This window comes from Amycolatopsis sp. 3B14, assembly GCF_050958625.1.
Taxonomy (GTDB): Bacteria; Actinomycetota; Actinomycetes; order Mycobacteriales; family Pseudonocardiaceae; genus Amycolatopsis_E; species Amycolatopsis_E thermoflava.
Window position 1 is genome coordinate 71254 of record NZ_JBHZEN010000024.1, and the last position, 10788, is coordinate 82041.

The window sequence follows — 10788 nt, forward strand, 5'->3', positions numbered from 1 at the left end:
AGTCCGGGTACGACGACGTGACGCGAAGGGCGGTCCCCATGGCTGAGGTCAGCTACCGGCAGGCGTCGCGGCTCTACCCCGGCAACCCGCCGGTCCGGGCCGTGGACAGCCTCGATCTCGACATCGCCGACGGCGAGTTCCTGGTTCTGGTCGGCCCGTCGGGCTCGGGCAAGTCGACCGCCCTGCGGATGCTGGCCGGCCTGGAGGACGTCGACGAGGGCGCCATCCACATCGACGGCAAGGACGTCACCGCCGTCCCGCCGAAGGACCGCGACATCGCGATGGTGTTCCAGTCCTACGCGCTCTACCCGCACATGACCGTCGCCGAGAACATGGGCTTCGCGCTCAAGCTCAAGCGGGTTTCCAAGGCCAAGATCGCCGAGCGGGTGCGCGAGGCCGCCGCCCTGCTCGACCTGACCCCGTACCTGGACCGGAAGCCGAAAGCGCTTTCCGGCGGTCAGCGCCAGCGCGTCGCCATGGGCCGCGCGATCGTCCGCGAGCCCGCCGTGTTCCTGATGGACGAGCCGCTGTCCAACCTGGACGCGAAGCTGCGCGTGGAGACCCGCGCCAACATCGCCGCGCTGCAGAAGCGCCTGGGCACCACCACCATCTACGTGACGCACGACCAGGTCGAGGCCATGACGATGGGCCACCGCGTCGCGGTGCTCAAGGACGGCAAGCTCCAGCAGTGCGACACCCCGCGCAACCTGTACGAACGCCCGCGCAACGCTTTCGTGGCCGGCTTCATCGGCTCGCCCGCGATGAACCTCAAGACGGTCGCCCTCACCCCGGACGGCGCCCAGCTCGACGGGCTGACCGTGCCGCTCCCCCGCGCGACGCTCGCCGCGGCGCGCTCGGCCGGGGTGGAGTCGGTGACGCTGGGCCTGCGGCCGGAGTCGCTGCGCCTGGCCGGCGCGGGTGAGCAGGCGGCGAAGCTGACCGTCGAACTGGTCGAGGAGCTGGGCGCGGACGCCTACATCCACGGCGGCGTGAAGATCGGCGACCGCGTGGAGCGGTTCGTGGTCCGCGCCGACGGCCGCCGCCCGCCGCAGCTGGGCGAGACCGTCCAGATCGCGGTCGGCGACGCCGACGAGGTGCACGCCTTCCACCCCGAGACGGGCGAGCGGCTGCCCTCCGCCGACTGACCCGACGACACCACGAGGGGCCGGTGGCGGATCCGCCACCGGCCCCTTGACTGTCCGCACCCCTCGCGAATAAGTTACTCCGGAAAACAAAACCCAGAGGAGCTGCGATGGCGCGCCAACCGACCCCTGAGGACAAGTTCTCGTTCGGCCTGTGGACCGTGGGCTGGACCGGCACGGACCCCTTCGGCGGCCCGAGCCGCCCGGCGCTCGACCCGTGGGAGTACTCCGACAAGCTCGCCGAGCTGGGCGCGTGGGGCATCACCTTCCACGACAACGACGTCTTCCCCTTCGACGCCGACCTGGCCACGAAGCAGCGGCTCACCGGACGGCTCAAGGACGCCGCCGACAAGGCGGGCCTGGTGATCGAGATGGTCACCACCAACACCTTCAGCCACCCGGTGTTCAAGGACGGCGGCCTGACCTCCAACGACCGCGGCGTGCGCCGCTTCGGCCTGCGCAAGGTGCTGCAGGCGGTCGACATCGCCGCCGAGATGGGCGCGAGCACCTTCGTCATGTGGGGTGGCCGCGAAGGCTCCGAGTACGACGGCTCCAAGGACATCCACGCCGCGTTCGAGCGCTACAAGGAGGGCCTGGACACCGTCGCCGACTACATCAAGTCGCAGGGCTACGGCCTGCGGATCGGCCTGGAACCCAAGCCGAACGAGCCGCGCGGCGACATCTTCCTGCCCACCGTCGGCCACGCGCTGGCGCTGATCGCGCAGCTGGAGCACGGCGACATCGTCGGCCTCAACCCGGAGACCGGGCACGAGCAGATGGCCAACCTCAACTACACGCACGCGCTGGGCCAGGCACTGTGGAGCGGCAAGCTGTTCCACATCGACCTCAACGGCCAGCGCGGCCTCAAGTACGACCAGGACCTGGCGTTCGGCCACGGCGACCTGATCTCCGCGTTCTTCACGGTGGACCTGCTGGAGAACGGCTTCCCGGGCTCCCCGGACGCGCCCCGCTACACCGGCCCGCGGCACTTCGACTACAAGCCCTCGCGCACCGAATACATGGACGGCATCTGGGACTCGGCGCGGGCGTGCATGTCGACGTACCTGATGCTGGCGGAGAAGGCGAAGGCCTTCCGCGAGGACCCGCGCGTCCGCGAGGCGTGGGACCGGGCGGGGGTCCTCGAACTGGCCGAGCCGACGCTGGGCGCGGGCGAGTCGGTGGCGGACTTCCTGGCCGCCGACGACGGCTTCGACCCGGAGAAGGCGGCCCAGCGCGACTACGGGTTCGTCCAGCTGCAGCAGCTCGCGCTCGAGCACCTGATCGGCTGATTTCGTCCATCGGCTGGACGAAATCAGTGCGCCGTTAGGATCGCCGCCGTGACCGCCCTCGATCAGCAGACGAGCGCCCGCCAGTCCAGCCTGCGGGCGAGCAACCTGGCGCTGGTGGCGCGCACCGTGTGCGCGTCCGCCCGGCCGTTGTCGCGGGCGGACGTGGCGGCGGCGACCTCGATGACCCGCACCACCGCCACGCGGCTGGCCGACGAGCTGGTCGCGGGCGGGGTGCTCGGCGAGATCGAGCCGGACGGCGGCGGCAGGCGCGGCCGTCCGGCCACTCCCCTGGTGCCCGGCTCCCGGCTGGCCGCGGTCGGGCTGCAGGTCAACGCCGGGTTCCTCGCCGTGCGGGTGGTCGACCTGCGGGGCCGCGTGGTCGCCGAGTCGCTGGAGTACGCCGACCTGGTGGAAAGCGATCCGGAAGCGACCCTGGACCGGCTGGGCGCGCTGTCCGCGAGGGTGCTGGCCGGGCTGCCCGAAGGCCTGCGGCTGGTCGGGGCGGGCCTGGCGCTGCCCGGCATCGTCGCGGCCGCCACCGGCACGCTGCTGCGCGCGCCGAACCTCGGCTGGTCCGGCGTGCGGCCCGCGGAGCTGCTCGACCCGGCCGCGGTGGCCGGGTTGCCGCTGCGGGTGGGCAACGAGGCCAGCCTCGCGGCCCGCACGGTCGCCGAGGTCGCGCCGGGGCGGCCGGGCCCGTTCCCGGACTTCGTGTACCTGTCGGGCGAGATCGGCATCGGCGGCGCGGCCGTCGTCGGTGGCGAGGTGATGGCCGGGCGGCACGGGTGGGCGGGCGAGATCGGCCACGTGTGCGTCGACCCGGCCGGCCCGGCCTGCCGCTGCGGGTCGACGGGTTGCCTGGAGACCTACGCCGGCCGGGACGCGCTGCTCGCCGCCGCCGGCCTGACACCCGCGTCGACCCCGGCGCACCTGGCGGAACTCGCCGCCGCGGGCGACGCGCGGGCGCGGGAGGCGGTGACCGCGGCGGCACAGGCGCTCGGCGTGGCGCTGGCCGGGGTGATCAACGTGCTGGACATCCCGACGGTGGTGCTCGGCGGGCACCTGGCGCAGGTGGCGGACCTGCTGCGGCCGGAGCTGGAGAGCCGCCTGCGGGAACGCGTGCTGTCCGCGCGGTGGACCCCGCCCGCGATCCACGCGGCGAAGAACATCCCCGCCCCCGGCGCGACCGGCGCCGCGTACCGGGAACTGGCCGGGGTCCTCACCGACCCGGCCCGCTGGCTGCCGTGACCGGCGCGGGTTCGGGACCGGCCGGCCCCGGTTGATCACCGACCCGGTTTGCTCCCGTCCGGCGCGCTGGGGGAAGCTGATGCCGAGGCATCTCACCCCGACCACGTTCGAAGGGAGCGGGCACGCCGGCGCCCACGTCTTGACTGAATCCGACCGTCTCGTCTCCGCCTCCCCCGCCGGGATCGACGCGGGCTGGGACGGTGCGCCGCACCCCGCCCTGCTCGCCGCCCCGGACGGCACCGTCCACGCGGCCAACGAAGCCGCCCGTCTGCTGTTCCCCGCGCTGCGTCCCGGGCGTTTGCTCGCCGACTGCGTCTCGGCCTGGTTGTGCGCCGCCCACGCGGCCGGACCTGCCGTCGCGGCGGGCCGGGTCGACGACCGGACCTTCGACGCGCACCCGGTCCGGCAGCCGGACGGGCCGGTGATGTGGTGGCTCGTGGAGACCACCGAGCTCCACGCGGCGCGCGAGGCGCTGCGCCGGGAACGGGAACGCACCGCCTTCCTCAGCGCGGCCTCGGACGCGCTGCTCGGGTCGCTCAACGTGCCCCGCACCATGGAGGTGGCCGCCGAACTGTCCGCGGGCCACCTCGCCGACGCGGCCTGGATCGTCGCGCCGGGCACGCGCGGCCGCTACTCCGCCGTCGTCTGCGTGCGCGGTGCGCGGCCGTGCCCGCTGACCCTCGAGATCGACCCGGACGAGCTGCCCGGGCTGGCCGAGGCGCTGCAGGGGTTCCCGCCGGTGCCGTCACGCTGGATCGACCCGGCCCAGGCCCCGACGTGGATCGTGCCGGAGGGGTTCGGCCGGGTCGGCTCGGTCGTGGTGACCCCGCTGCCCGGCCACGGGGTGCCGGCGGGCGCGCTGATCCTGCTGCGCCGCACCGAACACCACGCCTTCACCGAGGACGAGGAGGTGTTCGCGCGCCTGTTCGCCGCCCGCTCCGGCGCGGCGATGTCCGCGGCGCGCCTGTTCGAACAGCAGAGCTCGATCACCGAGGTCCTCACCGAAGAGCTCCTGCCGCCGGTGCTGGAGCAGATCGGCGGGGTCGAGTTCGCCGGCGGGTACCGTCCGGCCCAGGACACCGACCGGCTCGGCGGCGACTTCTACGACGTCCACCCCCTCGGGGAAGGCGAGTCGCTGGCCCTGCTCGGCGACGTGTGCGGCAAGGGGCTCGAGGCCGCCGTGCTCACCGGCAAGATCCGCAACACGCTGCACGCGCTGCTGCCGATGGCGGACGACCACGGCCGCATGCTCCGCCTGCTGAACTCGTCGCTGCTCAGTTCGCACCACACGCGGTTCGCCACGCTGGCGCTGGTCTCGGCGTGCCGGCACGGCCAGGAGGTCCGGTTGCGGGTCACCAGCGCCGGGCACCTGCCGCCGCTGGTCGTCCGCGCCGACGGGACGGTCGAAGAGGTCGTCTGCCGCGGCAGCCTGATCGGGGTGCTGCCGGAGATCGAGGTGTCCGGTCAGGACATCGTGCTGGCCCCCGGCGAGACCTGCCTGCTCTACACCGACGGCATCACCGAGGCGCGGGGCGGCCCGCTCGGCGGCGAGATGTTCGGGGAGGCCCGGCTGCGCCGCGCGCTCGGCGAGTGCGCCGGGATGCCCGCCGAGGCGGTCGTCGAGCGCGTGCAGATGCTCGCGAGCGAATGGGTGGGCGCCGGACTGCACGACGACATGGCCCTGCTCGCCATCACCGCCCCGCGCGAGCGGCACCTGACCGCCGTGCGCGGTCCCGGATCATCGTAGGTAGCAGCATGAACAAGACCGTGACACAGCCCGCGAACACCACGGACCACGCCGAGCGGCTGTGGGACGCCGTCCTCGACGGCGACGAGTACGCGGCCACCGAGGCGGTGCTGGCCGCGCGGCACAGCGGCGTCGGGACGGAGGCCGTGCTGCTGGACGTCATCGGCGCGGTGCAGCGCCGGGTCGGGCACGAGTGGGCGGCCAACCGGATCAGCGTCGCGCAGGAGCACGCGGCGACGGCGATCAACGAGCGGGCGATCGTCCACCTCGTCCGCGAGACGCCGCGGCCCCGGGTGACCCGCGGGCGCATCACGGTGTCCTGTGTGGACGGTGAATGGCACGCGCTGCCCGCGCGGCTGCTGGCCGAAGTGCTGACGCTGCGCGGGTTCCGGGTCGATTACCTGGGCGCGCAGGTGCCCACCCCGCACCTGATCACGCACCTGCACCGCACCGGGCCGGAGGCGGTCGCGCTGTCCGGTTCGCTGCCCACCCGGCTGCCGGCCGCGCACGCCACGATCAGCGCGTGCCAGGCCGCCGGGGTGCCGGTGATCGCCGGCGGCGCCGCGTTCGGCCCGGACGGCCGGTGGGCGCGGCTGCTGGGCGCGGAGGCGTGGGCGCCCGACGCGCGCGCCGCCGCGGACCGGCTCGCGGACGACCCGCTGACCCGGCCGCACGCCCCGCACCAGCCCATCGACGACCTGCCGCACCTGGCCGACCAGGAGTACACGCTGGTCCGCCGCAGCTCGCCGCAGCTGGTGCGCGCGGTGTACGCCGGGCTCGAACAGCGCCTGCCCGCGACGCGCGAGTACACCGAGCTGCAGCGCCAGTACACCATCGAGGACCTGGCGCACATCGTCGATTTCCTGTCGACCGCGCTCTACACCGGCGACGCCTCGCTGTTCACCGCGTTCCTGGCCTGGACCGCCGACATCCTGGCCGCGCGCGGGGTGCCGCCGGGCTCGCTGATTCCGGCGCTGGACCTGCTGGCCGGTGAGCTGCGGGACTTCCCCAGGGCGACCGCGCTGCTGGCGGAGGCGCGGGCGGAGTTGTCCGGCCACCTCGGGACCGGCCGGGGCGGGCCGGGATGACCGAACCGCGGCCGCTGACGACGAGCTGGACCACCCCCGACGCCCGGACGCTGCGCGGTGTCCTCGCCGGGGACCTGGACTACCGCAGCGGCGACGACCTGCTGAGCGAGGTGACCGCCCGGCTGGCCCCGGGCCTGCGCGACGTCCGGCTCCACTTCGGGTCGCTGGACTTCTGCGACTCCTACGGGCTGTCCACGCTGCTGATGATCGCGCGGCGGGTGCAGGGCGCCGGGGCGAACCTGCACCTGGACGACCGGCCGCCGGTGCTGGAGCGGCTGCTCGACATGACGCGCACGCTGGACTACCTGACCGCCCCGGCGCGGAAGGACGGCCAGGGGGATCCCGACTAGCCCCGGGGTTCGGTTCCTGCGCCTCGAGCCGGGGCAGATCGGGTGCGCGGACCATGGCTGGTGGTGGCGGCAGTGCCGCGGCACCGCTTGAGCCGGAGTGGCTCCGCGAGCGAGCCGGCTACCTCCGCCCGGGCCCCCCGAACAGGCTCTCGCTGCGCGAGCCCCGCACCGGCAACCACGGGCCGCCGCCACCGCGAGCTTCTCGGACAAGTCCCGCCGCGCAAGCAACGCACCGGCGACCGTGGCGCCGCCACCCGCGAGTTTCTCGAAAGTCTCGCTGCGCGAGCCGCGCACCCGCAACCACGGGCACCGCCACCCGCGAGTTACTCGGACAAGTCCCGCTGCGCAAGCAACGCACCCGCAACCACGAGCACCGCCACCGCGAGCTTCTCGAACAGGTCCTGCTGCGCAAGCAACGCACCCGCAACCACAGGCACCACCTGCGAGTTACTCGGACAAGTCCCGCTGCGCGAGCAGCCGAGTGGGTGGCTGGTGGGCCCTCACTTCCGCGGGGAGTCGCCGGGATTCGCCTCCGGCTCGGGGCGTTCCAGCTTCGGGGGTTTCGGCTTGGCCGCCTTCGGCTCGGGGCGTTCCAGCTTCGCGGGTTGCGGCTTGGCCGCCTTCGGCGCGGCGGCCTTGGCCTGGCCGGTCGCGCTCATCACCGCGCCCTTGCCCTTGACCTCGCCATTGCCCTTGGCCCCGGCGCTGCTCCTGGCTCCCGCGGCGCCCCTGGCCTCGGCGTTTCCGTTGGCCCCGGCGTTGCCGGTCGCAATGCCGTCACCGTTCGCAGAACCCTTGCCGGCCGCAATGCCGTTACCGGCCGCGGCGCCGTTACCGTTCGCAGTGCCCTTGCCGGTCGCAGCACCGCTACCGTTCGCAGAACCCTTGCCGGTCGCAGCACCCTTGCCGGTCGCGACGCCATTACCGTTCGCAGTGCCCTTGCCGGTCGCAGCACCGTCACCGGTCGCAGAACCCTTGCCGTTCGCGGGACCGTTGCCCTTCGGGCGGCCGTCCTTCGCCCCGCTCTCCGCGAGCGCGGCGCCGACCGTGCCGGGGACGCGGACCTGAGGAGCCACAGCGGCGACGTCCGGCGCGACAGGCCGCACCGGGGCCGCGGCCAGGGTCTTCGGCGCAACCGCCCGGTCGGGCACCACCGCAGGTCCGGCAACGGCCGCGACCGCCGCGAGCGTGACCGCGGCGGCCATCTTCGAGATCGCCGTCACCCCGCCACCGGCGGCCATCGACGCCGCGGGCGCCCCGCCGCCACCCAGCAGCCGTCCGAGCAGCGGCAGCAACGCCAGCGCGGGCAGCCCGCCGTTGACGGTCTCCAGCACCGCGGCGACCCGGTGGCACTTGGGGCAGCCGGCGAGGTGCGCCGACACCGCCCGGCCCTGCCGCGCGGTCACCTTCCCGCGCGTCCACGCCCCCAGCCGCCGCCGCACGCTGCGGCAGTCCTCGGCGCGCGCCGCGGGCACGTGGGCCTGCAGGAACGCCTGCCGCAGCCCCTCACGAGCACGCACCGCCAGCGCGGCGACCCCGTTGGCGGTCATGCCCAGCTCCGCGGCCAGCGCCGCGGGCCGGGTGCCCAGCATCTCGGTGTGCCACAGCACATACCGCCAGCGTGGCGGCAGGGTTTCGAACGCCGAGAGCGCCACCTGGCCGGTGAGCCGGTCGATCACGATCTCCTCGACGCCGGGCGCGCCTTCGTCGCGGGTTACGGCCCACGGGTCGCACCGCTCGCGGCGGCGCCCCCAGTCCATCGCCAGGTTCCGCAGCGTCACGAGCAGGTAGGGGCGGAACCGCTCGGCCGGACCCGCGCCGTCGCGAATCGCCGCGAGCACCCGCAGGAACGATTCGGCGACCAGGTCGTCCACCTCGGACCGGTCCCGCCACATCATCGACGCCACCCGGCGCGCCGCGGGCAGGTGCCGCCGGAAGAGACGGTCGTAGGCGAGCAGGTCGCCCGCGCGGACCGCCTCGATCAGGTCGGCATCGACGTCCGTGTCCCCCGCCATGGTCCTCCTCGTCGCCCGGGCGCCTTTGCCCGAGGAGACTCCGCACTCGCGAGTTTCGTTACGGGGCAGCCTGCCATGCCGCGTGGATCACCGCACGGGATTGGTCAGAAATCCGCGGCCTTGCCGATGTATATCTCGCTGAACGAGGCCGCCGCGGCGGGCGACCCGAGCAGACGGCGCAGCCGGGCCTGCGCCAGCCGGGCGCGGAACGGGTCGGCCGGCGGGTCGACGGTGGAGCTGTGGAAGATGTCCGACAGCCACTGCGAGAACTCCTGGTACTGCCACACGCGGGCCAGGCAGGTGTCCGAGTAGCGGGCCAGCGGGCCGTCGTCGCCGCCGTAGTGGGCCTCGATCGCCTCGGCCAGGTGGAACGCGTCGTGCAGGGCGAGGTTGAGGCCCTTCGCCGCGATCGGGGCGACCAGGTGCGCCGACTCGCCTGCCAGGAACAGCCTGCCGCGGGACATCGGCTCGTGGACGTAGTTGTGCATGTCGAGGACGCGTTTCTCGATCAGCTCGCCCTCGACGAGCGGACCGTCCGGCACCCCCAGCCGCTGGTGCAGCTCGGACCAGACGCGCTCGTGCGGCCAGTTGTCCTCGGAGTCGCCCGGCGGGCACTGCAGGTAGAAGCGGGTGACGGTGGGGGTGCGCGCCATGTGCGCGGCGAACCCGCGGGGGTGGATGCCGAACAGCACGCCGTCGGCGCTGGGCGGCGCCTCGGCGAGCAGCGCCAGCCAGCCGATGCCGTAGTCGTGGGTCAGCAGGTTGCCTGCGAGGTGACGCCGCGTGACGCCCTGCGCGCCGTCGCAGCCAGCGATGAAGTCGCAGCCGAGACGGCGGGCGGTGCCGTCGGCTGCGGTGAAGGTGACCGCGGGCTTGGCCGATTCGATGTCGTGCACGGCCACGTCCCGGACCCCGAACTCGATGTCGCCACCCTTGTCGGCGTAGTGCGCGACCAGGTCGGTGACGAGGAGCTGCTGCGGGTAGACGAAGTGCCGCTGGCCGGCCCACTGCTCGTAGGAGAAGGGGTGGCGGCCGTTTTCGAACCGGAACTCGAAGCGGCCCTGGCTCGGCGCGGTGGACAACAGCTTGTCGGCCAGGCCGCGCTCGTCGAGCGCGCGCACCGCCCACTCCTCGATGAACCCGGCGCGCGGGCGGGCCTCGATGAAGGCGCGGGTCTGCTCCTCGAGCACCACGCAGCCGATTCCCCTGTCCCGCAACACGTTGGCGAGGCCGAGCCCGGCGGGCCCGGCCCCCACGACGACGACCCCGGTGCGCGCGACCACGATTCCTCCCCAGGTGGTGCGATTGCGGCAGTGTGCCGGAAAGTGCCCGGCGCTGCAACGGTTTCCGGGGAGGACGTGGATGGTGGTCTCGGCGCGCTCAGGCGCCGGCCGCGGTGGGGTGCCGCCTGGATCAGCGGGCCGGGCCGCGGCGCGACCGCTCGACGGGCCGTCCGGGCCGCTGCGCAGGCCGATCCTGGTACGGGATCGCGTAGGTGGCCAGGTGCTGGCGGACCGCGGCGCCGTCGGTGGTGCCCACGGGCGCCGCGTCGGGGGCGCGGCCCTCGAAGACCTCGGCCACGAACCGGGCGACCTCGGGAGGCGGCGGCAGCAGGTCGGTCCCGTAGTAGCGGACCACGCTCAGCTCGTGCCCGGCCGTGGTCTCGATCGCCACCGCCCAGCCGTCGTGCTCGTTCCACACCAGGGCCGTGTCCTGGGCGGGGTGGTCGCGCAGCCGGTCGTCGAGCGCGAGGTAGGCGTACGCCGGCGGCGGGTCCAGGTGGGCGTAGTAGGCCTCGCCGCTGCAGCCCAGCTCCTCGGCGACGGTGTTGACGTAACGACGCAGCCCGGAGGCCGCCGCGTGCTCGTATTCCAGATGCATCTCACGCCCCGTTGAGTGAGTAGTCGGC

9 protein-coding genes are annotated in these 10788 nt (G+C 73.9%); 6 read left to right on the forward strand and 3 right to left on the reverse strand.

The window, feature by feature from the left end; all coding sequences use genetic code 11:
- Positions 1-38 precede the first annotated feature (38 nt).
- The 6 genes from ACCP09_RS15370 (at position 39) to ACCP09_RS15395 (ending at position 6864) form a co-directional block, all read left to right on the forward strand.
- Positions 39-1145: an ABC transporter ATP-binding protein gene (locus ACCP09_RS15370; protein ID WP_123682514.1), complete on the forward strand. Its 1107-nt coding sequence runs from the start codon at positions 39-41 to the stop codon at positions 1143-1145.
- A gap of 107 nt (positions 1146-1252) precedes the next feature.
- On the forward strand, positions 1253-2431 hold the full coding sequence (xylA, locus tag ACCP09_RS15375; RefSeq protein ID WP_433747198.1) for a xylose isomerase: 1179 nt from the start codon (positions 1253-1255) through the stop codon (positions 2429-2431).
- A gap of 48 nt (positions 2432-2479) precedes the next feature.
- Positions 2480-3679 carry an ROK family protein gene (locus tag ACCP09_RS15380; protein ID WP_123682516.1) on the forward strand — a complete coding sequence of 400 codons (1200 nt, stop codon included), beginning with the start codon at positions 2480-2482 and terminating at the stop codon, positions 3677-3679.
- A 79-nt stretch (positions 3680-3758) separates the two neighbouring features.
- Positions 3759-5426 (forward strand): PP2C family protein-serine/threonine phosphatase, encoded by a 1668-nt coding sequence (locus ACCP09_RS15385; RefSeq protein ID WP_433747202.1) that lies wholly within the window; start codon positions 3759-3761, stop codon positions 5424-5426.
- Positions 5427-5434: 8 nt separating this feature from the next.
- The gene (locus tag ACCP09_RS15390) at positions 5435-6514 is read left to right on the forward strand and encodes a cobalamin B12-binding domain-containing protein (protein WP_433747205.1); all 1080 of its coding nucleotides are present in this window, start codon (positions 5435-5437) and stop codon (positions 6512-6514) included.
- Positions 6511-6864: an STAS domain-containing protein gene (locus ACCP09_RS15395; protein WP_431909187.1), complete on the forward strand. Its 354-nt coding sequence runs from the start codon at positions 6511-6513 to the stop codon at positions 6862-6864. Before ACCP09_RS15390 ends, ACCP09_RS15395 begins: the two co-directional genes overlap by 4 nt.
- 500 nt (positions 6865-7364) lie before the next feature.
- On the opposite strand, the gene ACCP09_RS15400 is transcribed toward ACCP09_RS15395, so the two are convergent.
- The 3 genes from ACCP09_RS15400 to ACCP09_RS15410 all read right to left on the reverse strand — a co-directional run bounded on the left by ACCP09_RS15400 (position 7365) and on the right by ACCP09_RS15410 (position 10760).
- The gene (locus ACCP09_RS15400) at positions 7365-8879 is read right to left on the reverse strand and encodes a sigma-70 family RNA polymerase sigma factor (protein WP_433747209.1); all 1515 of its coding nucleotides are present in this window, start codon (positions 8877-8879) and stop codon (positions 7365-7367) included.
- A 104-nt stretch (positions 8880-8983) separates the two neighbouring features.
- Positions 8984-10162 carry a 4-hydroxybenzoate 3-monooxygenase gene (locus tag ACCP09_RS15405; protein WP_433747212.1) on the reverse strand — a complete coding sequence of 393 codons (1179 nt, stop codon included), beginning with the start codon at positions 10160-10162 and terminating at the stop codon, positions 8984-8986.
- Between the two features lie 130 nt (positions 10163-10292).
- Positions 10293-10760, reverse strand: coding sequence for a DUF6292 family protein (locus ACCP09_RS15410; RefSeq protein WP_027930534.1), 468 nt, complete (start codon positions 10758-10760; stop codon positions 10293-10295).
- Positions 10761-10788: the final 28 nt, after the last annotated feature.

What these genes read in the sequence shown, in the direction of transcription:
- xylA (WP_433747198.1), top strand. Translation starts at nt 1,253, where the DNA reads ATGGCGCGCCAACCGACCCCTGAGGACAAGTTCTCGTTCGGCCTGTGG.
- ACCP09_RS15400 (WP_433747209.1), bottom strand. Translation starts at nt 8,879, where the DNA reads ATGGCGGGGGACACGGACGTCGATGCCGACCTGATCGAGGCGGTCCGC.
- ACCP09_RS15370 (WP_123682514.1), top strand. Translation starts at nt 39, where the DNA reads ATGGCTGAGGTCAGCTACCGGCAGGCGTCGCGGCTCTACCCCGGCAAC.
- ACCP09_RS15390 (WP_433747205.1), top strand. Translation starts at nt 5,435, where the DNA reads ATGAACAAGACCGTGACACAGCCCGCGAACACCACGGACCACGCCGAG.
- ACCP09_RS15385 (WP_433747202.1), top strand. Translation starts at nt 3,759, where the DNA reads ATGCCGAGGCATCTCACCCCGACCACGTTCGAAGGGAGCGGGCACGCC.
- ACCP09_RS15410 (WP_027930534.1), bottom strand. Translation starts at nt 10,760, where the DNA reads ATGCATCTGGAATACGAGCACGCGGCGGCCTCCGGGCTGCGTCGTTAC.
- ACCP09_RS15395 (WP_431909187.1), top strand. Translation starts at nt 6,511, where the DNA reads ATGACCGAACCGCGGCCGCTGACGACGAGCTGGACCACCCCCGACGCC.